This is a genomic window from Uruburuella testudinis (genome assembly GCF_022870865.1).
Classification (GTDB): domain Bacteria; phylum Pseudomonadota; class Gammaproteobacteria; order Burkholderiales; family Neisseriaceae; genus Neisseria; species Neisseria testudinis.
Genome location: NZ_CP091508.1, coordinates 348,496 through 372,916 on the forward strand (window position 1 = coordinate 348,496; position 24,421 = coordinate 372,916).

Genomic DNA, 24,421 nt, shown 5'->3' on the forward strand with positions numbered 1-24,421 from the left:
TGTAAATAGCCGTTGCCGTAATATCAACAATAATGGTTTTCCGCTAGAATGCAATTATTCCGGCAGGATATCTGAAGTTTCAAAACAGAATAAAAGCAACAACGGCTGCATGCGGCAGGCTGCATGCGGGTTGACACAAAGCATACAAGGTGTAACCGGATGAGCGGACACAAGCTATTCGTCAAACAAGATTGGGAAAGCCAGAGCGAGCGGATTCCGGGGCTGATTAATATCGCCCGCACATCCATCGTGTTGTCGTTGCTGGTGTTCCAAGTGTTGAGCGGCGCCCTCGATGTGAAAAACGGAACCGCCCACACGCTTTTTCCGCAGGCAGAGTTTTACAGCTGGGTGGCGGTTTACGGCGCCATGATTCTCACAGCGGCATTCAAGCCCGAATGGCAGTGGCAAACGCTCGAGCTGCCCAACGCCAGCGCCGTGGCCGACATCACCATGATGATGGTGCTGACCTACCTTACCGGCGGCATCAATACCGGTTTCGGCATTTTGGTGCTGCCTTTTGTTGCCACTTCATGCCTGCTCAGCCACGGGCGCTATCCAATGCTGTATGCCACGTATGCGGCCATGCTGGTGGTGTTGAACCTGTTTCTCAGCGGCCACATCGGCCTGGATCCGGCGCAATGGGACAATCATGCGCTGATTTCCGGCGTGTTGCTCACCGGCGCATGTTATCTGGTGGCGGCACTCACGGCATTTTCTGCCACTTATCTTCAGGCGGCCACAGAGTCGGCAGCCAAACACCAATTGGCTTACCGGCGCGTGAGCGGGCTTAACCGGCTGGTGCTCAACCGCGTGCAGGAAGCCGTGGTGGTGATTGATGCCGCCCAGCGCGTGTGGTTGTTTAACCGTCAGGCCAAAACCTATTTTCCCAGCCTGGCGGTCGACCGTCAGGAAACCGTTTTCAGCGAGCTGGCCGCCCGTTGGCGGCGCCAGCCCGATAAAGGTTTTGAAACCGATATCCACATTTACCAGCACTCAATGCATGTGCGGGCAGTGCCGCTGATTCAGGAAGAAACCGAGCTGCTGATGCTGTATGTGCGCTCGCTGCGCGAAGTGGCGGCCGAAGCGATGGCCACCAAGCTGGCCTCGCTCGGTCAGCTCACCGCCAATCTGGCGCATGAAATCCGCAATCCGATGTCGGCCATCCGCCACGCCAACGATTTGCTGCAAGAAGACGACAACGACCCCACCAGAAGCCGGCTGCACGATATCATCGACAGCAATATCCAGCGCATCGATAAAATGCTGGAAGACGTGTCGCTGATTCACAAGCGCGACAGCATCAGCCGCGAAACCATCAACCTGATGAAATTCTGGCTGGCGTTCAAGCAAGAATTCACATTGAGCAACCCCGCTGCCGTCGGCTGCCTGAAAATGAATATGGACGGTAGCAATCTGAGCGTGAAAACCGATCCTATGCATTTGCAGCAAATCATGTGGAACCTCTGCAACAATGCCTGGCGGCACAGCCGGCAGGACGAGCACGCCATTACCGTGCTGATCAAACCCAGCGGCCGCATGCACATTTCGATTGTGGTGGCCGATAACGGCAAAGGCGTGCCACCCGATGTGCGCAATCATCTGTTTGAGCCGTTTTACACCACTGAAAAACAAGGCACCGGCCTGGGTCTGTATGTGGCGCGCGAGCTGGCGCATGCCAACTTGGGCCAGCTGCACTATCATGCCGAGATGAACGGGTTTGAATTGATTTTACCGAGAGAAGACCATGAGCAAGCATAATCTGCAAGATCCGGTGCTGGTGGTGGATGATGAAGCCGACATCCGCGATCTGATGGAAATGACACTGATGAAGATGGGCTTGCGTGTCGATACCGCCGTGGGTGTGGAAGAGGCTAAGGCCAAGCTGGATGAAAACGATTATTCGCTGGTACTCACCGATATGCGCATGCCCGACGGCTCGGGTTTGGAAGTGGTGCAATACATCAGCCGGCTGCTGCTCGATACGCCGGTGGCGGTGATTACCGCATTCGGCAACGCCGATCAGGCCGTGGAAGCACTCAAAGCCGGCGCGTTTGATTATCTGCAAAAACCGATTACCTTATCGCAATTGCGCTCACTGGTGAAATCGGCCGTCACCGTTAACGAGCCGGCAACCGCCATGGCCGAGCCGGAAAGCCCGGCGCCGAGCGCCGTTGCCGGCAAAAATCAGGAAGCAGCAGCCGGTGCGGCCGCTCCTGCGCCGGTGCTGAATACGCGTAAAGGCGTTTCAGGCGGCATCGACAAACCCATGAGTGTGCCCGACGGGCTGCGCTCGCTCAAGGAGCGTTTCAGCAGCGGCGAAACCGAAGCGCACACCCCTTTGCCGGAGCAGGAATTGTTCGGCGAAGAAGACATGCCGCGCCTGCTGGGGGTATCGCCGCAAATGGTGGAAGTGCGCCATCTGATCCGCCGCTTGGCCCGCAGCGATGTGCCGGTGTATATCGCCGGCGAATCGGGCAGCGGCAAAGAGCAGGCTGCCCGCAGCATTCATGAATTATCCGCACGGGCGGCGCAGCCTTTTATTGCGGTCAACTGCGGCGCCATTCCGGAAAACCTGATGGAAAGCGAATTTTTCGGCTATAAAAAAGGCAGTTTCACCGGCGCCGATGCCGACCGGATGGGGTTTTTCCAGTATGCCGACGGCGGCACACTGTTTCTCGACGAAGTTGCCGATCTGCCCTTGGCGATGCAGGTCAAGCTGTTGCGCGCCATTCAAGAAAAAGCCGTGCGCCGTTTGGGCGATGCGCGCGAAACACAAGTGGATGTGCGCCTGGTGTGCGCCACTCACAAAAACCTGCACAAGCTGGTTGAAGAAGGCAAATTCCGGCAAGACCTTTATTACCGTTTGAATGTTGTGTCGCTGAATATGCCGCCGTTGCGCGAAATGCGTGAAGATTTGGGCGGTCTGATTCTGCGCCTGCTGCACAAACACCGCCACGGCCAGGAAATGTACCGACTCAGCCCCAAAGCGCAAGATGCGCTGTTGCGCTACAGCTATCCGGGCAATTTCCGCGAATTGGAAAATATTCTCGAACGGGCGGTCGCACTGACCGTGGGGCAGATTATCCAGCTCGATGATTTGCAGATTCAAACCGATAACCTGTTGTACACCGATGCGGCGGCCGGCGCAGAAATGCACTTGCTTGACGAAATTGCCGAGCCGGCAAAAACCAATTTGGCCGCAGGCAGCCGCCTGCCTGATTTTGTGCCGGGCCAAACGCAGATTCAGGATTATCTGGACGATATCGAACGGCGCATCATCACCCAAGCCTTACAGCAAACCCGCTATAACCGCACCCAGGCCGCCAAGTTGCTCGGCATCAGCTTTCGCTCGATGCGTTACCGTATGGAGCGGTTGGATATCAGCTAGGGTGTCTTGGTGTGTCGTTTATGGAGGAATTTTGCCCCTGAAAACGCATCTGCTGCGTTAAAAAGCCTTGCAAGATGTTCAATCTTGCTGTGTTTTTTGCCTTGCACCTGCACTTTTATCACAAAAAATCTGAATAATTCTGAATCGTCAGGACACTCTAGGCTGATGTTGGGCGCAGCGCAGGTTGATATCCGTATGATTTTTCCGCAGCAGATATTTCAGACGGCCTGACAAACATCAGGCCGTCTGAAAAAGCATTCAAATCGATATAGTTGTTCAACTGAATCCTTTTACTTGATTGTTTTGCCGCCTTGTCAGCTTGTTGTGATGAACGGATATTGAGTTGAACGGCTATAATGCCGATTTCTATCTTTGAGGCCGTCTGAAAACCATGACCACTCCTGTTTACCTGATCAACACCGACGATAAGCTGCAAGCGCAAATCCGCTCGTTCGGGCTGCTGCCGCAAACCGAAGCACCGCAAAGCGGCGAATATCTGCTGGCCGGTCATGAAGGCATCGCCCTTTGCCGCGCCGGTGAAAAAGGGCAGGTCAGGGTGGATTTTGCCGGCGGTGCGGCGCAATACCGGCGCCAAAAAGGCGGCGGCGAGCTGATTGCCAAAGCCGTCAACCACACCGCCTCACCTACCGTGTGGGACGGCACCGGCGGCTTGGGTCGGGATGCTTTCGTGCTCGCTTCGCTGGGTTTGCACGTTGACGTGTTTGAGCAACACCCTGCGGTTGCCTGTTTATTGGCCGACGGCCTGCGGCGTGCGGCGGATGAGGATGCTGAAACCGCCGCCACCGCCGCCCGCATCACCCTGCATTTCGGCGACACCTGCACCTTAATGCCGCAATGGGCGGGTTCGGCCGGCCGTCCGGATGTGGTGTATCTCGACCCGATGTATCCCGAACGCCGCAAATCGGCAGCGGTGAAAAAAGAAATGGCCTATTTTCACGGTCTGGTCGGCACGGCGCAGGATGAAGCCCGCTTGCTGGCCGTTGCCCGCGCCGTTGCCAAAAAACGCGTGGTGGTCAAGCGCCCGCGTTTGGGCCAATTTCTCAACGGCGAAGCGCCGGCCTATCAATATTCGGGCAAAAGCACACGTTTTGATGTGTATCTGCCTGAATATCCCGAGCATGGATAAAACTGCACCGCCTATTTCCTATTTATAGACAGATGGGCAAGGCTATGCGGTTTGGTTGTGAAACGCTTGCTCAAGCCCGGGTATGAATCATCTGCACTTCGTAGGCTTGCCATCATCGGATACCAGGTTTCAGGCCGTCTGAAAACCGGATTGCCAAAGCGCTGGTGCAGACACATCAACAGCGGCCGGTATATTTGTTACAATTGCTTGTTTTACCGACTTCAATTGATTGAAAAATGAACGGACAAATTCGATTCGGCCTGCGTTTGAGCGAGACCGAGCATGCGCGCTTATGGGCGCGCGTGCAAAACCATTTTGCTTGGAACGAGCGCGAGTGGCAGCCTTTGTGGCTGAACGGCGAGCGTTTGGGTTTGGTCAGCGAAAAGTGGCGGCAGCTCATCCGGCAAGACTGGCAGGGCGGGCTGGACGTGCGCGAAAGCGGCTTGGCGCTGTCTGCCGATAATTGGCTGGCGATGGCCGATAATCTGCAAAATATGGCGCAAGGCTGGAACCGCTTGGGGGTGTTGGAAGGATGGCGCAACGAAAAATTCGATGTGGCCGATGATAGCGGGCGGCCGTTGTTTGCGTTGGAACGGGCGGCATTCCGTCCGCTCGGCCTGCTCAGCAATGCCATCCACATCAACGGCCTAACGTGCCGAAACGGCGAGTGGCGCTTTTGGATCGGACGCCGCAGCCCGTTTAAAGCGGTAGACCCCAATAAGCTGGATAATTTGGTCGGCGGCGGGGTGTCGAGCGGCGAGCGTATTGAAGAAGCCATGTTGCGTGAGGGTGCGGAAGAAGCGGGGTTGCTGCCGCCGCTGCTGCAAGGGCTGGATTGCCGCAGCTGCCGTTTGAGTATGCGCCGGGTGTCGCGCGGGCTGCACCGCGAGCGGCTGCATATTTTTGATGTGGTGCTGCCGCCGGACGTGCTGCCGGAAAACCAAGATGGCGAAGTGGCGGAGTTTATGCTGATGGATTGCCATGAACTGGCCGCAGCCATGGCCGACGGCCGCTTGATGAATGATGCACTGCTGGCCACGCTGGATTTATTTTTACGCGGCGGCCTGCTCGATGAGGCACATCCGCTTGCGCAATGGTTGTCAACCTCTGCCGACTGCCGTTCGTTAATCAATTTTTAAAAAACATTTTTTAATCAACAAAGTTATGCCGCTTTCGAATCATTAAAATAAATCGGCCTTAAAGTTTCAGACGGCCTGATGTCGGCATCGGGCGGTGATGCGAACACAGGGGCGTTAAAATTTTTTGCAGAGATAACGTGCGTGCAGCATTTTTTCAAGTGTTTGATGTTAATGAATTTCTTTTCAAGTGCCTTTTGGGCGGCATGGGTATCGGCTGCCCGGCCTCAGACTTCGGGCAGAGGTTTGCGGCGGTTTGTCATGATTTTTCTGTAATTGTATGTATAATCAAATCCGCAAGCACCTGAATTCGGCGGCGCCGGCGGTTTATGCCGGCCGGCAAGTGTGCTTTTATTATCAAAAGAAAATGATATATGAGTGGTTAGAATACCCTGGGACACACAGGGATTATATGAAAATAGTTTTGCCGGTTTTGTTGTGATTTGAATTAAATTGGAATACTATTTAGTTAAAGAGAGAAGCTTCTAAGTGCCGATTAAAAAAGGTTTTTAGCAGAAAATAGTTGGAGAAAGAAAATGTCTGCCCAATCAAAACATGCATCTGTTAATATCAGTCTGATTCAGGCGCGTGAAGCGCTGATGACGCAATTTCGTCCCATATTGAATAATGCCGGCATCACCGATCAGCAATGGCGCATCATCCGCCTGCTGGCTGAAAACGGCACTCTTGATTTTCAAGATTTGGCCAATCAGGCCTGCATTTTGCGCCCCAGCCTCACCGGCATTCTCACCCGTTTGGAAAAAGCCGGGCTGGTGGTGCGTTTGAAACCCTCTAATGACCAGCGCCGCGTGTATTTGAAGCTGACCGCATCGGGCGAAAAGCTGCACCGTTCTACTTGCGAGCAGGTCGATGCGCGTTATGATGTGATCGAAGAAGTGTTGTCGAAAGATAAAATGAAGCAGCTGCAAAGCCTGCTTGGCGAATTGTCGCAAATCGGGCAACATATCAAGTGATTCCCGAACAACGATAAAACACCATGTCTTCAGACCACACACACACACCTGCATTTCAGCAGGATTTCCGTCATGCTATGGCTTCGTGCGCTGCCGGGGTGCACGTGATCACCACCGACGGCGCCGCCGGGCGTTACGGCATTACCATGACGGCGGTAACGTCGATTACCGATGAGCCGCCCACCGTGATGCTGTGCATCAACCGCAAAGCCGCCATCATTCCGATACTTTCCGCCAACCGCGATTTGTGTATTAATGTATTGTCGGCCTCGCAGCAGGATGTGGCCGAACATTTCGCCGGCATGACCAAGCTCTCGCCCGAAGAGCGTTTTGAATATCATATTTGGCACCGGGGCGAAAACGGGCAGCTGCAAGTGGAAGGTGCGCTGGCGCATCTGCACGGCCGCATCATTGCCGAGCACGAAGTGGGCACGCACAAAGTGTTTTATGTGCGCATCGGCGAAATCAAGATACACGGTGCCGAGCCGGCGCTGGTGTATTTCCGCCGCCGGTTTTGCGAATTGGCCTAAACATACGCCGCCGGCTGCCGTGCGGCTTTTTTGTGCGGGCTTGGTGCCGACACCGCTTGCAAACAGAGTGCCGGCAGATTTTGGCAAGCGGCTTTTTGCACATGTTGCCTGTGAAACAGTTATAATGGCGCCGTAAACGCTTGGTTTTTGCCGCCCTGCCGCAGCATCGGGCGTTGCCGTAATCTTCATTTAGGAAGCTGCATGAGCGAGTTGGACAGTATTCTCACCCACAACCAAACATTTGTTTCATCAGGCGAATACGCCCAATTTTTCAGTAATAAATATCCCGAGCGCGAGCTGGCGATTTTATCCTGTATGGATGCGCGCATGGTTGAGCTGCTGCCGCGCGCCTTGGGCTTGAAAAACGGCGATGCCAAGCTGATTAAAAACGCCGGCGCCGTGGTAACCCATCCGTGGGGTTCGGTGATGCGCAGCCTGCTGGTGGCGGTGTTTGATTTGAAAGTGAAAGAAATCATGGTGGTGGCGCATTATGATTGCGGCATGCGCGGCCTGAATGCCGAGGCGTTTCTCAAGCGGGCGCATGAAAACGGCATTCCCGACGACCGCATTGTTACCCTGCGCAATGCCGGCATCGATCTCGACGGCTGGCTGACCGGCTTTGATGATGTGGAAGACAGTGTGCGCCATACCGTAAGCATTATCCGCCGTCATCCGCTGATGCCCGATAATGTTGCCGTGCACGGCTTGGTGATTCATCCGGCCACCGGCAAACTGACCTTGGTGGTGGACGGCAAAACCGAATGTGCCATTACGCCCAAATAATACCCATCCATTCACCGAAGTAAACGAACAAGGCGAACCAACGCCGTTAGATTATTTTTATGAATGGGTATAACCCCATAAGGCCGTCTGAAACGGCTATGCAAACCCTGACGTAATATGAAAAAAATCGGACTTTTCGGCGGCACTTTCGACCCCGTCCACAACGGCCATATCCACATCGCCCGTGCTTTTGCCGATGAATTGGCGCTGGAGCTGGTGGTGTTTCTGCCGGCGGGCGACCCCTATCACAAAGACAGCACCCAAACGAGCGCGCGCCACCGCTTCGCCATGACCGAGCTGGTCATGGCTGCGGATGCACGTTTTGCCGTCAGCGATTGCGATATGGTGCGCGAGGGCGCAACCTACACGTTTGATACCGTGCAGATTTTCCGTCAGCAATTTCCCGGTGCGCAATTGTGGTGGTTGTTGGGGATGGATAGTTTGCTGCAATTGCACACTTGGAAAAAATGGCAGACCTTGGTGCAGCAAGTCAATATTGCGGTGGCTGCCCGCCAAGGCGAAAGCCTCAACCGGGCGCCGCGCGAATTGCACGGCTGGATTGGCGAAGCGCTGCAAAACGGCAGCCTCAGGCTCTTGAATGCGCCGATGTATGATGTCAGCTCCACCGCCATCCGCAACACACTGGCGGCAGGCGGCAGCGCCGATGAGTGGCTCGACCGCAGAGTGGCGCGCTATATCGGGCAGCAGCAGCTTTACCGAAAATGATGCCTGCCCATTTGATTAGCAGAAGTATTTCAGACGGCCTTGAATCAGCGCCGTGATAGCCTTATATTCAGATAACAAATTTAATCAACAGGATAATGAATGAACGAACAAGAACTGCAAGATTTGCAAAAAATGGTGGCCGTGGCCGTCAACGCTTTGGAAGATATTAAAGCCAAAGACATCACCGTATTGGAAACCCAGGAAAAAACCTCATTGTTTGCCCGCATGATTATTGCCAGCGGCGACAGCTCGCGCCAAGTGAAAGCGCTGGCCAACAATGTGGCGGTGGATTTGAAAGAAGCGGGTTTTGAAATTTTAAGCACCGAAGGCCAAGACAGCGGCGAATGGGCACTGGTGGATGCCGGCGATTTGGTGGTGCACGTGATGCTGCCGGCCGTGCGTGATTATTACGATATCGACACCTTGTGGGGCGGCGAGAAGCCTTCTTTCCATGCCGGCGCCGCCAAACCGTGGCATGCTGCCGACAATGCCTGATGCAGGTTAACCGGAATAAGCCGTGAAATATCAGGCCGTCTGAAACTGATTCAGACGGCCTGATGTTTTCAGTGTCATAGATATCCGCAAAAAATAATCGAATACCCATTCATAAAGGTTAAGCAAACAAGGCGGCGGGCCAACGCCGCTAGGTTGTTTTGTGAATGGGGATGACTTGCATGATCTCCTGCGGCCTTATCAGCTTATTTTTTTCTAAGATACCTGCCAACAGAAAGTCTGACCGTTATGAACATTACCGTATTGGCCGTCGGCACCAAAATGCCGCGCTGGGTCGATGAAGCCGTGGGCGAATATGCGAAACGATTCGGCCGCGATGTCAACTACAGCCTTAAAGAAATCAAACCCGAAAAACGCGGTGCCGGCGTGAATGCCGCGCAAGGCATGGCGGCGGAAGAAAAGCGCATTCTCGAAGCCGTGCCGCCGGGCGCGTTTTTGGTGGTGCTCGACGAGCGCGGCAAAGCGCCCACTTCGGTAGAATTGGCCGGGCAGTTGAAGCAATGGCAGCAAAACGGCGAAAACGTGTGCTTCGTCATCGGCGGTGCCGACGGCATGACCGACCATGTGAAGCAGCAGGCCCGCATGATGATGCGCTTGTCCAGCCTCACGCTGCCGCACGGCATGGTGCGCGTTTTGCTCACCGAGCAGCTTTACCGCGCCGTATCGATTTTGCACAACCATCCCTATCATCGTGAATAGGCCGTAAAGCTTGAGGTCGTCTGAACGCTTTCAGACGGCCTCAAGCTTTACGGTGCGGATTTAACGTTGCGCCTATTGAAAAGAAGTATTACCCATTCACAAAAGTAAGTTAACCAAGCGGCGAGCCGAAGACGGAAAAAGTCGTACGACGAGGCGCGCCAACGCCGTGAGATGATTTTTGTGAATGGGTATCAGCCGACAAAGCCGTGCAGATAGGCGAACCCATGCCGCCAGGTTGTTTTGACGACACACTAGGGTGTCCGGACAATTCGATTTACGGGTGTATTTTGCCCCTGAAAATGCATCTGCTGCGTTAAAAAGCCTCACAAGATGTCCAATCTTGCTGCGTTTTTTGCCTTGCATCTGCATTTCCAGGAACAAAAATCCCCTCATAAACGACACATCAGGACCCTAAGCCATCAAGCTGCCGGGGTGCAGTTTTTCACCAGAATATTGTCTACCGGAGTGGCCTCTTGGTTGACTTCCTGTTGCTCGTGGCGCACCAGAAAGCCATTGTCTTCCCGATAAAAGTCGGCGTTGTGCTGGTTGCTGATGGTCCAGGTGTAGTCGCCGCCGCTGAATGCGGTTAAATCTTCATTGCTCAGTTCGCCGTCGTAATCCATGGTAACGGTTTGGCCGTTGTAGCGGATTTGCGCAACCGCATGAGCCTCGCCCGCCACATAGCGCGCTTCGATGCTGCGGTCTTCATCGCAGCGGTAAGCCTGCCATCGGGCATCGTTAATCACCAGCTGGTGTTCGGCGGGTGCGATATCGTCGGGTGCGGCAGATGCGGCCGCTTCTTGAGGCGCCGAGGCTGTGCCGGCATGGTCTTGCGAAGCGGGCGAGCAGGCGGCCAGCGCCAACAGCGCAGCAACCGGCAGGAAAAAATGTGTGTTCATCATATTCTCATCATGATACGGTTGGTAACATGCGATACGATAACACAAAAATGCCGTTATGCCGCAACCGCCCGGCGCCGCGCAGTTTCTGCGTGGTCAAAACAATCTCTGCTATAATCGCGCATAAAACCCCGCTTCAGATATTAAAAGAACATGCCATGAGCCAAACCCCCTTACTTGATATTGTCGATCTGCCGCAAGATTTGCGCCGTTTGGAGAAAAAACAGCTGCCGCAATTGTCGGCGGAATTGCGCGCGTTTCTGCTGGATTCGGTCGGCAAAACCGGCGGCCATTTTGCCAGCAATCTCGGTGCTGTCGAGCTGACGGTGGCGCTGCATTATGTGTATCACACGCCGGAAGACAAATTGGTGTGGGATGTCGGCCACCAGAGCTATCCGCACAAAATTCTCACCGGCCGCAAAAACCGCATGAATACCATGCGCCAATACGGCGGCTTGGCGGGTTTCCCCAAACGCAGCGAGTCGGCCTACGATGCTTTTGGCGTGGGGCATTCTTCCACTTCTATCGGCGCGGCGCTGGGCATGGCCGTGGCCGACAAGCTGGCAGGCAACGGCCGCCGCAGCGTGGCGGTGATCGGCGATGGCGCGATGACGGCGGGGCAGGCGTTTGAAGCGCTCAATTGTGCAGGCGATACCGATGTGGATTTGCTGGTGATTCTCAACGACAACGAAATGTCGATTTCGCCCAATGTGGGCGCACTGCCGAAATACCTCGCACGCAATGTGGTGCGCGATATGCACGGCTTGCTCAGCAGCATCAAGGCGCAATCGAGCAAAGTGTTGGGCGCATTGCCCGGTGCGATGGAAATCGCCCAAAAAGTGGAACACAAAATCAAGAGCATGGCCAGCGAGAGCGAACACATCAAGCAATCGTTGTCGCTGTTTGAAAACTTTGGTTTTGCCTACACCGGCCCCGTCGACGGCCACGATGTCGAACATCTGGTCGACGTATTGCAAAATCTGCGGGCGAAAAAAGGGCCGCAGCTGCTGCACGTGATTACCAAAAAAGGGCAGGGCTACAAGCTGGCGGAAAACGACCCGGTCAAATACCACGCCGTATCAACGCTGGCGAAAGAGGGCGATGCACCGCCGGCACCCGTGCCGCCGCCCCGGCCGACCTACACGCAGATTTTCGGGCGCTGGTTGTGCGACCAGGCCGCTGCCGACAGCCGGCTGGTGGCGATTACCCCGGCCATGCGCGAAGGCAGCGGGCTGGTGGAATTCGAGCAGCAGTTTCCCGAGCGTTATTTCGATGTCGGCATTGCCGAGCAGCATGCCGTGACCTTTGCCGGCGGCCTGGCCTGCGAAGGCATGAAACCGGTGGTGGCGATTTATTCCACCTTTTTACAGCGCGGCTATGATCAGCTGGTGCACGATGTGGCGCTGCAAAACCTGCCGGTGCTGTTTGCCGTCGACCGTGCCGGCATTGTCGGCGCCGACGGCCCCACCCATGCCGGCGTGTATGATTTGAGCTTTTTGCGCTGCATTCCCAATATGGTGATTGCCGCACCCAGCGACGAGCAGGAATGCCGCCTGCTGCTTGCCACCTGTTATCAGCTGGATGCTCCCGCGGCGGTACGTTATCCGCGCGGTTCGGGAGCCGGCGCCGATGTTTCAGACGGCCTCGATACTGTGCCTGTGGGCAAAGGCGTATTGAAACGGCAGGGCGGGCAAACCGCGCTATTGGCCTTCGGCAGCATGGTGCAGCCCGCCCTGCAGGCCGCCGAAGTGCTGGATGCCAGCGTGGCTGATATGCGTTTTGTGAAGCCGCTTGATGAAGCGCTGATTATCGAATTGGCACACCGCCACGATTATCTGGTCACCCTCGAAGAAAACGCCGTGCAGGGCGGTGCGGGCAGCGCGGTGCTGGAAGTGTTGGCGCAACACAAAATCATGAAACCCGTGCTGGTGCTGGGTGTAGAAGATACCGTGACCGAACACGGCGACCCCAAACAGCTGATGACCGATTTGGGCTTGAGCGCCGATGCGGTGTTGGCGCAGATACAAAGCTGGTTGGCCGGCTAGGGTATCCTAGCGTGCTGATTGATAAGGTAAAGGCCGTCTGAAAGGTATCATTGCTTTTCAGACGGCCTTTGTATGATTATGTGCAGTTTCGCAGTATCATAGCGCATTCACACCCCCATAAGCACGGCAGCCATGATCAGCATTTTCGATATTTTCAAAATCGGCCTCGGCCCCTCCAGCTCACACACCGTCGGGCCGATGAAAGCCGCCGCTGCCTTTTCAGACGGCCTCAGGCACAGCGGCCTGCTCGGCGATACCGCGCGGATTGTGGCCGAAACCTACGGCTCGCTGGCGCTGACCGGCCAAGGCCACGGCACGTTTGATGCGCTGTTGCTCGGGCTGGAAGGCAGCCTGCCGCACGATGTGCCGTTGGCTGATATTCCCGCACGTCTGGCACGCATCCGCGAGCGGCACGAACTGTATGTACACGGGTGTACTTTGGCCTTCGACTCCGCCGCCGATTTGCGCATACACGGCGATGAAGTGCTGCCGAAACACCCCAACGGCCTGCGTTTCTGCGCGTACGATGCAGACGGCCTCGAATTGCGTGCACAGGTTTATTATTCGGTAGGCGGTGGTTTTGTGGTTACCGAAGAAGCGTTCGGGCAGGAAAACGACACCGCCGCGCCCGTGCCTTACCCGTTTGCCAGCGCGGCAGAATTGTTGGCGCAGTGCCGCACCGAGCAGCTCAATATCTGCGAAGTGGTGCTGGCCAACGAAATGGCCTTGAGCGGGGAAAGTGAAGCCCAAGTGCGCCAGCGCGTGGCGGCGGTGGCGGCTGCGATGGAAAGCTGTATCAAGCGCGGCCTGGGGGCAGACGGCGAATTGCCCGGCGGGCTGAACGTGCGCCGTCGTGCGCCGCAATTAGCCGCCAAATTGAAGGTATTGCGCGAAACCGAGATTGTGAACACGCAATTGTGGCCGATGGTGTATGCGATGGCGGTCAACGAGGAAAACGCTGCCGGCGGCCGCGTGGTTACCGCACCGACCAACGGCGCGGCGGGCATTATTCCGGCGGTGCTGCATTATTACCGCAAGTTCAATCCGCACGCTTCGCAGGCGCGGGTAGAAAATTTTCTGCTCACCGCCGGCGCCATCGGCATTCTGTATAAAACCAATGCCTCGATTTCGGGAGCAGATGTGGGCTGTCAGGGTGAGGTGGGCGTGGCCTGCTCGATGGCCGCCGGCGCCTATGCCGAAGCCATCGGCGGCACGCCGGCGCAAGTGGAAAACGCCGCCGAAATGGCGATGGAACACCATTTGGGTCTGACCTGCGACCCTGTGGGCGGGCTGGTGCAGATTCCCTGTATCGAGCGCAACGGCATCGCCGCCGAAAAAGCGCTCAAACTCGGCGCGCTGGCGTTGCTGGAAGACGGCACCGGTAAAAAAGTATCGCTGGATATGGTGATTCAAACCATGCTGCAAACCGGCCGCGACATGAAGTCCACCTACAAAGAAACCTCGTTGGCGGGGCTGGCGGTGACGTTAAAACAAAAAGCAGTGCCGGTGTCGGTGCGGGTGGTGGAATGTTGAGGGTTTGCCCGCGCCCATCCATCGCATTATCTGACTGCATGGGTGTGCTTAAATCAATCAGGCCGCCGTCTGTTTGTGTGTTAACCAGCGGTTGGCCAGCAGCGCACCGGTCACACACACCGCCATCGGCATCAGAAAAGCGCCGGATACGCGGGTCAGCTCCAACACGAATACCAGCGCGGTAAGCGGCATTTTCTGCGACACGGCCAAAAAAGCCGCTGCGCCCACCAGCGCGGCGGCTTCAACCGATAAGGGCGGCAGCATATGGTTCCAGCCGAATGCGCATGCCAGCGCCAGCATGCCGCCCAGCATCATCGAGGGCGTAATCAGACCGCCGTAGGCACCTGCCGCCAATGCCAGCAATACCACCAGCCATTTCACGGCAAACAGCGTTAAGCTGCTCTGCCCGTCGAGCAGGCCGGCAAAACCCAGTTGGTTGCCGGCCTTGCCGTTACCCAGTACCGCCGGAAAATAGACTGCCAGCAAACCGATCAGCAAAAAAGCAGCCACCGCCACCAGTATGATTTTCGGATCGTCACGCCGCATCAGCGGCAGCGGCGCGACAGTTTTGCGAAACAGTGCCACCACGGCGCCGATCAGCGGCCCCATCAGCAGCGCCCAGCCGATAAGCGCGGTATTCACAGAGGCATCGATCAGATGGTATTGCACCAAATCGCCCATGCCCCAGCGCGATACTGCCGTGGCCACCACAGAAGTGAGCAAGGCTGCCGCCACCGCAGTCGGCGACCATACGCACAATAAGGTTTCCAGCGTAAACACTGCCGCCGCCAGCGGCACGTTGTACACCGCCGCCAAACCCGCGCCGGAAGCGCAGGCAATCAACAGGCGGGCTTCGGTTTCGCTCATGCCGAGGCGGCGCACCCACGCAGAAGCGAAGGCGGCGCTCATTTCCCGCGGCGCCACTTCACGCCCCATCGGCGAGCCCAGCCCCACGGTAACGATTTGCAGCAGCGAATGGCACACCGTGGTCAAAAAAGGCAGACCTTGGCGGGGTTTGTCGAGCGCCGCTTTAATCGATACCAACGGCGCACCGCGCCGTTTGATGAGATACCAGCCCACGCCCACCAGCAGCCCGCAAAGTGCCAAAGCAGCCACCCGGCGCCACGGCGGCGCATGCTCCACGCCCAGCCGGAACGGAATTTCTCCGGCACCTGTCAAGCCATAGCCGTAGGCATGGTGCTGGATAAAATGCAGCAGCCACGACAATCCGATACCGGCCAAACCGGCAATGATACCGATGGCAACCAGGGAAAACAGTAAACGCGGTGTGAATTTCATAAATTATGATGACCGGCAACGGTGCGGCAGCCGGCATGGCTTATATGCCGGTGTGGCCGGCGGCAGCGGGATAAAGCGCCGTCAAAACCTGAAAACCGTTGTATGCGTGTCTTAAGCAGAGAGAAAACGCACATTATACCCCAGGCCGTCTGAAAATAATGATGGTGGACAGCGCAATGAAGCAAACCTGCGGTTTGCCGCCCTCTCCCCAACCCTCCCCCGCAGGGGAGGGAGCCAGGGTGTCCTGACCATTCAGAATGATTCAGATTTTTTTGTGATAAAAGCACAGATGCCAGGCAAAAAACGCAGCAAGATTGGACATCTTGTGAGGCTTTTTAACGCAGCAGATGCGTTTTCAGGGCAAAAAACACCCGGAAATCGAATGGTCAGAACACCCTGACAATCGCTTGCAGATATGTGCAGGCCGTCTGAATAGCTGTGATGTTGTTGTTTTGGATGAACGGGCAAGATTAACCGTTGCCGGCTTCGACTTCGGCTGGCGGTGAAGCTGCCAGCAGCGGGCGGATGCAGGAAAGCACCCGGTCCTGCATTTGGTTGTTATCGGTGTGGTCGTCGGTCCACCAGTGCAGAGTCAGGGTTTCGCCGCCGCTGATGCCGGTGAGGGCGATTTCGGGCTGATAAACAAAGGGGGCGCATTCGCGGCTGAGTTTGTCGAGAATTTGCGCTTTGAGCCTGTCGGCATCGGTATCGGCGGGCAGGGTGAGCGTGGCGCTGAGGCGGTGGCGGCCGTTGCGGGTGTTGACCGTTACCGGCGAAGTAAACAGCTGCGCGTTGGGAATCACAATCCGCCGCCCGTCGTAGGTGCGCAGGGTGGTGGCACGGATTTCGATGGTTTCCACCGTGCCCTCGAAGCTGCCGTTGATGATGCGGTCGCCGATTTTAAACGGCTCGTTGAGCAGCAGCAAAATGCCGGACAGCAGGTTTTGGAAAATATCTTTAAACGCAAAGCCGACCGCCACCGAGCCGATGCCCAGCGCGCTCACCAGCTGGCCGGGGGTAAAGCCGGGCACGGCCACCATCATGGCAATCAAAAAGCCGGCGAACACAATCAGCGCCGCGCCGATGCGCTGCAAAACCAACAGCAGGTTGTAGCGGTTGGCCATCCGCCGCGACAGCAGGCGTGCGGCCAGCTTTTTAAACAGCCGCGAGGCGAGCCAAAACACGATAAACAGCAGCAGCGCCAACACCAGATAAGGCACGCGCTGCCAAAACGCATCAATCATGCCGTGCACGCTTTTCATCATGCCGGCATAATGGCTGAGGCTGGTTTGGGTGTGTTCGGCAAGGGCGGAAACGGAACGGTTCATGATGTGTGGTTTTGATGTGCGGTTTTCAGACGGCCTATACAGATGCAGAGGCGCTGTGTTATTGTCAAAGCCTATTCTAACATCAAACAATCAGCCGATGACACACATCCTTTCCCTGCACACGCCAGCGTTTGCGCAACTGCCCGAATCGTTTTACCGCCGTGTATCGCCCGAACCGCTGAACCAACCTTATTGGGTGGCGCAAAACCACACTTTGGCCGCCGAAATCGGCATGCCGTCTGAAATGTTTTCAGACGGCATGTTGGCTTATTTGAGCGGCAGTGCGGCACATTATGACCCTGCGCCGATAGCTTCTGTGTACAGCGGCCACCAGTTCGGCGTGTATGTGCGCCAGCTCGGCGACGGCCGCGCCATGCTGTTGGGCGATTGGTTCGATCCGGCAGGCGGGCGCTGGGAGTGGCAGCTTAAAGGCGCGGGCAAAACGCCGTATTCGCGCTTTGCCGACGGCCGCGCCGTGTTGCGCTCGTCGATTCGCGAATATTTGTGTTCTGAAGCCATGCACGGCCTCGGCATCCCCACCACGCGCGCGCTGGCGCTGGCCGGCAGCGATGATGCGGTGTATCGCGAAGAAGCGGAAACCGCCGCCGTGGTGACCCGCGTGGCGCCGAGTTTTATCCGCTTCGGCCACTTCGAATACCTCTATCACAACGGCCGCCACGAGCAGATTGCCACGCTGGCCGATTTTCTGATCGAGCATCATTTTCCCGACTGCCGCCAAGCCGAAAACCCTTATTTTGCGCTGTTTCAGCAGATTTCGCAGCGCACGGCCGATTTGGTGGCGGCCTGGCAGAGCGTGGGCTTCTGCCACGGCGTGCTCAACACCGACAATATGTCGGTGCTGGGGCTGACCATCGATTACGGCCCCTTCGGCTTTCTTGATGCCTACGACCGCCGCCATATCTGCAATCATTCCGACACCGGCGGACGCTATGCCTACAACGAGCAGCCCTATGTGGTGCATTGGAACCTGTCGCGGCTGGCTTCCTGCCTGTTGCCGCTGGTATCGGAAAGTGCGCTGATTGATGAGTTGGAGCGCTTTCCCGACCTTTTTCAGACGGCCTATGCAAACAAAATGCGCGCCAAGCTGGGCTTGCAAACCGAGCAGAAGGGCGATGACGAATTAATCGCCGATATGTTTACCGCACTGCAAAGCCGAAAAATTGATTTCACCCTCTATTTCCGCCATTTGGCCGATGTGGGCAACCGCCACGACGACCCCTTGCCCGAAGCCCTGATGGCGCTGTTTCATGGCCCCACCGAATCGTTTATTGCCTGGATAGGCCGCTACCGCGGCCGCTTGCGCGCCGAAAACAGCGACCCGGCCGCACGCAAAATGCAGATGCATGCTGTGAATCCGCTGTATGTGTTGCGCAATTATCTGCTGGAGCAGGCGATTGCACAGGCAAAAAACGGCGACTACCGCGAAATCGAACGCTTGCACCGCTGCCTGCAAAATCCGTTTGCCGAACAAAAAGCATTTGCCGATTTTGCCGAAGCCGCACCCGATTGGGCGGCGCAGATTTGTGTGAGCTGTTCGAGTTAATTTGGGTGGTTAAGCAATAATACCCATTCACAAAAGTAAGCTAACAAGGCGTCGAGCCGAAGACAATATAGTTATAGATTCGGCAATTTTAATTCTAAAAATATTTTCTTAATTTCTATTTAAAAACAATTAGATTGATTAAAAAAAATGTAGTTATTTAATTGCCGTTTCTATAGTACGGCAAGGTGGGCCAACGCCGTTAGGTTATTTTTGTGGGTTGGTATCAGGCCGTCTGAAAGCACGATGAATCTATTCTGCTTTCAGACGGCCTGTTTTATTGTGCGATTTGATTGTGCGAGGTTTAAAAGTATCAACCGCTATTTTCTGCCACGTTTGGCGCGATTCATTCGCAAAAGCCGCCGATGCGTGTAAAAATCCAAATAGCGATTGGAAGCGCTGCTTAAAAATTGTACAATTCCAACCTTTCCCACTGATTTCAGAGCCATGCAGATCGGCGCTTATTCCGTAGACACTCCTATTGCGCTGGCGCCGATGGCCGGCATTACCGACAAGCCGTTCCGGCAGCTTTGCCGTGCGTTCGGTGCCGGTTGGGCGGTGGGCGAAATGCTCACCAGCGACCCGTCGCTGCGCCATACCCGCAAAAGTTTGCGCCGCAGTGATTTTGAGGGGGAAACCGGTGTGCGGGTGGTGCAGATTGCCGGCAGCGATCCGGTGCAATTGGCCGAAGCGGCGCGTTATAATGTGGCGCAGGGCGCGCAGATCATCGACATCAATATGGGCTGCCCGGCGAAAAAAGTATGCAATGTGCTGGCGGGCAGCGCGTTGTTGCAAAACGAGCCGTTGGTGGCAGAAATCCTGCATGCGGTGGTCGGCGCCGTTGATGTGCCGGTTACCTTGAAAACCCGTTTGGGTTGGCATGACGAGCATCAAAATATCGGCACCGTTGCCCGCATGGCCGAAGATGCCGGTATTGCCGCGCTGGCGGTGCACGGGCGCACGCGTACGCAGATGTATAAAGGGCAGGCCAGCTATGATTTGATTGCCGAAGTGAAAAGCCGTCTGAAGATTCCCGTGTGGGTCAACGGCGACATCACTTCGCCGCAAAAAGCCGCCGCTGTGTTGCAGCAAACAGGTGCCGACGGCATCATGATCGGGCGCGGTGCGCAAGGGCAGCCGTGGCTGTTTCGCGATTTGGCTTATTTTGCCGAACACGGCTGTTTGCCGATGCCGCCGGATTTGGCCGAATGCAGCGCCACGGTGTTGCAACATGTGCAGGCGATGCACGCATTTTACGGCGAAACAGCAGGGGTGCGCATTGCCCGCAAACACATCGGCTGGTATCTCGACCCGCTGCCCGGCGGTGAAGCGGCGCGGCGCGACATCAACCGGCTCGACAGTGCGGCGGCGCAATATGATGCGGTGGCGGCGTTTTTAGACCGGTTGCCGCACCACACCGATGCATGGGTTTGCGCTTATCGGTAAAGTCATGGCTTTCAGACGGCCTCAAATCATGACCGGGCCGTCTGAAAAAATGAAATTTTGCCTAGGGTGTCCTGACAATTCATATATCATCATCTTTTTTGTGATAAAAGCACATTTGCTGCGTTAAAAAGCCTCGCAAGATGCCCAATCTTGCTACGTTTTTTGCCTGGCATCTGCACTTTTATCACAAAAAATCTGAGTCATTCTGAATTGTCAGGACACCCTAGGGTAGCCTGACCATTCGATTTTATAGTGTATTTTATATGCCGATAAAAAGTTTCAGACGGCCTCTGTGTTTGCCGATGCCGTCTGAACCGTTTCCAACCGAATAACGATAACAACAAAAAGATAATATGATGCCGAATAAAACCCATAATCTGGCCGACTGTGTGTCGCAAAATATCCGTCAATATTTCAAAGATTTGGATGGTGAAACGCCGTGCGGTGTTTATGATATGGTGCTGCACCAGATTGAGAAGCCGCTGCTCGAATGCGTGATGGCCGAATGCGCCGGCAACCAGTCGAAGGCGGCATCGGTGTTGGGGCTGAACCGCAATACGCTGCGCAAAAAACTGGTGCAGCACGGCTTGATCGAATAAGCCGGATTTTTGTTTTCTTTTCTTTTTCACTCACTTGTATTATCTGCATATAAAGGAACGACGATGGCAGCAGTCAAACGGGCATTAATCAGCTTATCCGACAAAAGCGGCGTGGTGGATTTTGCGCGCGCGCTGAATGATTTGGGCGTGGAAATCCTCTCAACCGGCGGCACCGCCAAATTATTGGCCGATGCGGGCGTGCCCGTGATTGAGGTGGCCGACTATACCGGCTTTCCCGAAATGCTCGACGGCCGCGTGAAAACGCTGCACCCGAAAATCCACGGCGGCATTCTCGGCCGCCGCGACCTGCCCGAACATGTGGCGAAAATGGAAGAATACGAAATCGGCAACATCGATATGGTGTGCGTCAACCTTTATCCTTTTGCCGCCACCATCGCCAAGCCCGGCTGCACGCTGGAAGATGCGATTGAAAACATCGATATCGGCGGCCCCACCATGGTGCGCTCGGCCGCGAAAAACTGGAAACACGTGGCCATCGTGACCGACAATGCCGATTTTGCTGATGTGGTGAGCGAATTGCAGGCCAACGGCGGCGCATTGAGCGACAAAACCCGTTTCAACCTCTCGCGTAAAGCCTTCAGCCACACTGCCCAATACGACGGCATGATTTCTAACTACCTTACCAGCCTGTCGGACGACAAACTTGCCGGCGAGCCGGAAGTGGGCGCGTTTCCCGGCCAAATCAACGGCAGCTGGCTGAAAGTGCAAGATTTGCGCTATGGCGAAAACCCGCACCAACAGGCCGCGTTTTACCGTGATTTCTATCCCGCCGCCGGCAGCCTGAGCGCTTACGAGCAATTGCAGGGCAAAGAGTTGTCATACAACAATATCGCCGATGCCGATGCCGCTTGGGAGGCCGTTAAAGCATTTGACGAACCGGCATGCGTGATTGTGAAACACGCCAACCCCTGCGGTGTGGCTGTGGCCGCCGACACTTTGAGCGCCTACAAACTGGCGTTTGCCACCGACACCACCAGCGCATTCGGCGGTATCATCGCCTTCAACCGCGAAGTGGATGCCGAAACGGTAGAAGCCGTTACCGGCCAGTTTCTCGAAGTGTTGATGGCGCCGAAATTCACCGACAAGGCCAAAGAAATCATCGCCGCCAAGAAAAACGTGCGCGTATTGGAAGTGCCGCTGATGGCCGGCGCCAACCGCTTCGAATTAAAACGCGTGGGCGGCGGGCTGTTGGTGCAAACACCTGATGTCCACCGTATCCGCCGCGAAGATTTGACGGTGGTCAGCAAGCGTCAACCGAGCGAGCAGGAATGGAAAGATTTGATGTTTGTGTGGAATGTGGCCAAATATGTGAAATCAAATGCCATCGTGTTCGGCAAAGGCGGCCAAACTTACGGCATCGGCGCCGGCCAGATGAGCCGCGTGGATTCTACCCGCATCGCCGCCCGCAAAGCGCAAGACGGCGGTTTTGATTTGAACGGCGCCTGCGCGGCTTCAGATGCCTTTTTCCCGTTCCGTGACGGCATTGATGTGATTGCCGAACAGGGCATTAAAGCCATTATCCACCCCGGCGGCTCCATGCGCGACCAAGAAGTGTTTGATGCCGCCGACGAACACGGCATCGCCATGGTGCTGACCGGCGTGCGCCATTTCCGCCATTAATTTTGATGTGATAAACGGTGAGGCCGTCTGAACGCGTAGGGCATTCAGACGGCCTTTTTGAATCAGCACCGGCAGTAAAAAGAAGCATGGAATGGGCAAGCTGATAAAAATCTTTGCAACAATCCGGCAACCAGATTCATGGCAACGGCATCCATACTTTCCGGCGCAAGAAAATGAAAACTGATAGGCGGCTTATGATGCCCATTCAGACGGCCTTTGCCGTAACCCGCAGTCAGCGCCCAAACAAATTGGCAATGGCTTCCATTTGTTCATCGGTATAAGCTTGTTGCCCCAAACGCGCAGATACTGCCCATTCGCCACTCAAGCCGTGTTTGGCGGCGGTGTCGTGCCATTTTTCGATTTTGGCTTCATCAGTGGCGTTTTTCGGCAGCGGCTCGGTTTTAATAATGGATTTAGGCAGTGTCTTCATGCTTTGGCGCTCATTATCGGCTGGTGGATTGATATAGCCGTTCAACTGATACCATGCATCAAAATAGCTTGACGGCATCGGCTTGCCGCTTTGTATGATGAAGTTGGACAGCTACAGCATACGCTTTTCAGGCCGGTTTGCAAAATACAGGCCGTCTGAAGCCTAGGGTGTCCTGATGTGTTGTTTATGGAGGGATTTTTGTTTCTGAAAATGCAGATGCCAGGCAAAAAACGCAGCAAGATTGGACATCTTGCGAGGCTTTTTAACGCAGCAGATGCGCTTTCAGGGGCAAAATACACCTATAAATCAAATTGTCTGGGCAGCCTAGGTAAAGTAATTGGGTTTCAGACGGCCAGAGGGTTTGCCAACAACAAGATTTGTGTTTCAAACAACAAGCTCAAACGGATGGCCTGTATTCATTATGCTGCCATATCGGCAAACACATCACGCGCAACTGCAACGGTTTCCTCAATCAGTTCGGGCGTGTGTGCGGCCGACATAAAGCAGGCTTCGTAAGCCGAGGGGCCGAAGGCCACGCCGCGATTGAGCATGCCGTGGAAAAAGCGCTTGAATGCATCTGTGTCGGAGCGGGTCATGTCGGCATAGCTTTGCGGCGGCTGTGCGGCAAAATAGAGGCCGAACATACCGCCGATGCTGTCGCTGCTGAAGGTAATGCCCGCATCGGCAGCGGCGGCATTGAAGCCGGCCAGCAGTTGGCCGGTGCGCTCGCTGAGTTGCTCGTAAAAGCCCGGGCGCTGAATGATTTCCAGCGTTTTCAAGCCGGCCGCTACAGCCACCGGGTTGCCCGACAAGGTGCCGGCCTGATACACGCCGCCGAGTGGGGAAATGCAGGCCATGATGTCGGCGCGGCCGCCAAACGCGGCCAACGGCATGCCGCCGCCGATAACCTTGCCCATGGTGGTGAGATCGGGGGTGATACCGTGCAGCGATTGCGCGCCGCCTAATGCCACGCGGAAACCGGTCATCACTTCGTCGTAAATCAGCACTGCACCGTGCTGTTCGGTCAGGGTGCGCAAGGCGGTGATAAAGGCTTCAGACGGCCTCACCAGATTCATGTTGCCGGCAAAAGGCTCCAGAATCACGCAGGCGATTTCTGCGCCGATTTGGGCGAAGGTTTCTTCCAACTGTGTCACATCGTTATACGACAACACTAAAGTATGTTTGGTAAAGTCGGCAGGCACGCCGGCGGAACTGGGGTTGCCGAATGTGAGCAGGCCGCTGCCGGCTTTGACCAGCAGGCTGTCGGAATGGCCGTGGTAGCAGCCTTCGAATTTGATGATTTTGTCGCGCCCGGTAAAGCCGCGTGCCAGACGAATCGCGCTCATGGTGGCTTCGGTGCCGGAGCTGACCAGGCGCAACTGCTCGACGCCGGGCATGATTTTGGCGATTTCTTCGGCAATCACGATTTCTGCTTCAGTGGGGGCGCCGAACGATAAACCGCCCAAGGCCGCTTCGCGCACGGCTTCAATCACTTCAGGATGGGCGTGGCCGACAATTGCCGGCCCCCATGAGCCGACATAATCGATATAGCGCAAGTCGTTTTCATCCCAAACATAAGCGCCTTCGGCTTTTTTGATAAAGCGGGGAATGCCGCCCACGCTGCCGAAAGCGCGCACAGGTGAATTAACGCCGCCGGGAATGATGGCTTTGGCGCGGTTGAAAAGTTGCTCGTTGCGGTTCATGTCGGAAATCCTTTAATCATCAAAAATGCCGTCTGAAAACG

At 55.7% G+C, this 24,421-nt stretch carries 22 protein-coding genes; 16 read left to right on the forward strand and 6 right to left on the reverse strand.

Translation table 11 applies throughout. The features are described from left to right. Positions 1 to 159: 159 nt before the first annotated feature. The 10 genes from LVJ83_RS01540 to rlmH all read left to right on the forward strand — a co-directional run bounded on the left by LVJ83_RS01540 (position 160) and on the right by rlmH (position 9,896). Positions 160 to 1,758 (forward strand): two-component system sensor histidine kinase NtrB, encoded by a 1,599-nt coding sequence (locus LVJ83_RS01540; RefSeq protein WP_244785640.1) that lies wholly within the window; start codon positions 160 to 162, stop codon positions 1,756 to 1,758. Continuing rightward, on the forward strand, positions 1,745 to 3,388 hold the full coding sequence (locus LVJ83_RS01545) for a sigma-54-dependent transcriptional regulator (protein WP_244785642.1): 1,644 nt from the start codon (positions 1,745 to 1,747) through the stop codon (positions 3,386 to 3,388). The genes LVJ83_RS01540 and LVJ83_RS01545 overlap by 14 nt, the downstream gene beginning before the upstream one ends. Positions 3,389 to 3,779: 391 nt before the next feature. Then, on the forward strand, positions 3,780 to 4,535 hold the full coding sequence (locus tag LVJ83_RS01550; RefSeq protein WP_244785644.1) for a class I SAM-dependent methyltransferase: 756 nt from the start codon (positions 3,780 to 3,782) through the stop codon (positions 4,533 to 4,535). A gap of 236 nt (positions 4,536 to 4,771) precedes the next feature. Continuing rightward, on the forward strand, positions 4,772 to 5,674 hold the full coding sequence (locus tag LVJ83_RS01555; RefSeq protein WP_244785645.1) for an NUDIX hydrolase: 903 nt from the start codon (positions 4,772 to 4,774) through the stop codon (positions 5,672 to 5,674). A 533-nt stretch (positions 5,675 to 6,207) separates the two neighbouring features. After that, positions 6,208 to 6,645 carry a homoprotocatechuate degradation operon regulator HpaR gene (gene hpaR, locus LVJ83_RS01560; RefSeq protein ID WP_244785647.1) on the forward strand — a complete coding sequence of 146 codons (438 nt, stop codon included), beginning with the start codon at positions 6,208 to 6,210 and terminating at the stop codon, positions 6,643 to 6,645. A gap of 23 nt (positions 6,646 to 6,668) precedes the next feature. After that, positions 6,669 to 7,175 (forward strand): 4-hydroxyphenylacetate 3-monooxygenase, reductase component, encoded by a 507-nt coding sequence (hpaC, locus tag LVJ83_RS01565; protein WP_244785650.1) that lies wholly within the window; start codon positions 6,669 to 6,671, stop codon positions 7,173 to 7,175. A gap of 201 nt (positions 7,176 to 7,376) precedes the next feature. Then, positions 7,377 to 7,958 (forward strand): beta-class carbonic anhydrase, encoded by a 582-nt coding sequence (locus LVJ83_RS01570; RefSeq protein WP_244785651.1) that lies wholly within the window; start codon positions 7,377 to 7,379, stop codon positions 7,956 to 7,958. A gap of 117 nt (positions 7,959 to 8,075) precedes the next feature. Beyond that, entirely contained in the window at positions 8,076 to 8,684 is a 609-nt protein-coding gene (nadD, locus tag LVJ83_RS01575; RefSeq protein ID WP_244785653.1) for a nicotinate-nucleotide adenylyltransferase, read from the forward strand. A gap of 99 nt (positions 8,685 to 8,783) precedes the next feature. Then, positions 8,784 to 9,179 (forward strand): ribosome silencing factor, encoded by a 396-nt coding sequence (gene rsfS / locus LVJ83_RS01580; RefSeq protein WP_244785655.1) that lies wholly within the window; start codon positions 8,784 to 8,786, stop codon positions 9,177 to 9,179. Between the two features lie 246 nt (positions 9,180 to 9,425). Further along, on the forward strand, positions 9,426 to 9,896 hold the full coding sequence (gene rlmH, locus LVJ83_RS01585; protein WP_244785657.1) for a 23S rRNA (pseudouridine(1915)-N(3))-methyltransferase RlmH: 471 nt from the start codon (positions 9,426 to 9,428) through the stop codon (positions 9,894 to 9,896). Between the two features lie 96 nt (positions 9,897 to 9,992). On the opposite strand, the gene LVJ83_RS01590 is transcribed toward rlmH, so the two are convergent. Both LVJ83_RS01590 and LVJ83_RS01595 read right to left on the reverse strand, forming a co-directional pair. Further along, on the reverse strand, positions 9,993 to 10,289 hold the full coding sequence (locus LVJ83_RS01590; RefSeq protein ID WP_244785659.1) for a hypothetical protein: 297 nt from the start codon (positions 10,287 to 10,289) through the stop codon (positions 9,993 to 9,995). A gap of 26 nt (positions 10,290 to 10,315) precedes the next feature. Further along, positions 10,316 to 10,798 carry a hypothetical protein gene (locus tag LVJ83_RS01595; RefSeq protein ID WP_244785661.1) on the reverse strand — a complete coding sequence of 161 codons (483 nt, stop codon included), beginning with the start codon at positions 10,796 to 10,798 and terminating at the stop codon, positions 10,316 to 10,318. A 155-nt stretch (positions 10,799 to 10,953) separates the two neighbouring features. Here LVJ83_RS01595 and dxs point away from each other — a divergent pair, with 155 nt between their 5' ends. Together dxs and LVJ83_RS01605 are read left to right on the forward strand one after the other, a co-directional pair. After that, complete coding sequence (gene dxs / locus LVJ83_RS01600; protein ID WP_244785663.1) at positions 10,954 to 12,840, forward strand: 1-deoxy-D-xylulose-5-phosphate synthase; 1,887 nt, start codon at positions 10,954 to 10,956, stop codon at positions 12,838 to 12,840. A 132-nt stretch (positions 12,841 to 12,972) separates the two neighbouring features. Then, complete coding sequence (locus LVJ83_RS01605; protein ID WP_244785665.1) at positions 12,973 to 14,373, forward strand: L-serine ammonia-lyase; 1,401 nt, start codon at positions 12,973 to 12,975, stop codon at positions 14,371 to 14,373. A 57-nt stretch (positions 14,374 to 14,430) separates the two neighbouring features. On the opposite strand, the gene LVJ83_RS01610 is transcribed toward LVJ83_RS01605, so the two are convergent. Continuing rightward, positions 14,431 to 15,672 (reverse strand): chloride channel protein, encoded by a 1,242-nt coding sequence (locus LVJ83_RS01610; protein ID WP_244785667.1) that lies wholly within the window; start codon positions 15,670 to 15,672, stop codon positions 14,431 to 14,433. A 470-nt stretch (positions 15,673 to 16,142) separates the two neighbouring features. Next, complete coding sequence (locus LVJ83_RS01615; protein WP_244785669.1) at positions 16,143 to 17,000, reverse strand: mechanosensitive ion channel family protein; 858 nt, start codon at positions 16,998 to 17,000, stop codon at positions 16,143 to 16,145. Between the two features lie 97 nt (positions 17,001 to 17,097). On the opposite strand from LVJ83_RS01615, the gene LVJ83_RS01620 reads away from it, so the two are divergent. From LVJ83_RS01620 to purH, 4 genes are all read left to right on the forward strand, one after another. After that, entirely contained in the window at positions 17,098 to 18,564 is a 1,467-nt protein-coding gene (locus LVJ83_RS01620) for a protein adenylyltransferase SelO (RefSeq protein ID WP_244785671.1), read from the forward strand. 444 nt (positions 18,565 to 19,008) lie between these two features. Then, complete coding sequence (dusB, locus tag LVJ83_RS01625; protein WP_244785674.1) at positions 19,009 to 20,007, forward strand: tRNA dihydrouridine synthase DusB; 999 nt, start codon at positions 19,009 to 19,011, stop codon at positions 20,005 to 20,007. 356 nt (positions 20,008 to 20,363) lie between these two features. Then, positions 20,364 to 20,606, forward strand: coding sequence for a Fis family transcriptional regulator (locus LVJ83_RS01630; protein WP_244787592.1), 243 nt, complete (start codon positions 20,364 to 20,366; stop codon positions 20,604 to 20,606). A 63-nt stretch (positions 20,607 to 20,669) separates the two neighbouring features. After that, on the forward strand, positions 20,670 to 22,247 hold the full coding sequence (gene purH, locus LVJ83_RS01635; RefSeq protein ID WP_244785676.1) for a bifunctional phosphoribosylaminoimidazolecarboxamide formyltransferase/IMP cyclohydrolase: 1,578 nt from the start codon (positions 20,670 to 20,672) through the stop codon (positions 22,245 to 22,247). 232 nt (positions 22,248 to 22,479) lie between these two features. On the opposite strand, the gene LVJ83_RS01640 is transcribed toward purH, so the two are convergent. Next, positions 22,480 to 22,677 carry a hypothetical protein gene (locus LVJ83_RS01640; RefSeq protein WP_244787594.1) on the reverse strand — a complete coding sequence of 66 codons (198 nt, stop codon included), beginning with the start codon at positions 22,675 to 22,677 and terminating at the stop codon, positions 22,480 to 22,482. Positions 22,678 to 23,096: 419 nt separating this feature from the next. Next, positions 23,097 to 24,380 carry a glutamate-1-semialdehyde 2,1-aminomutase gene (hemL, locus tag LVJ83_RS01645; RefSeq protein ID WP_244785678.1) on the reverse strand — a complete coding sequence of 428 codons (1,284 nt, stop codon included), beginning with the start codon at positions 24,378 to 24,380 and terminating at the stop codon, positions 23,097 to 23,099. Positions 24,381 to 24,421 lie beyond the last annotated feature (41 nt).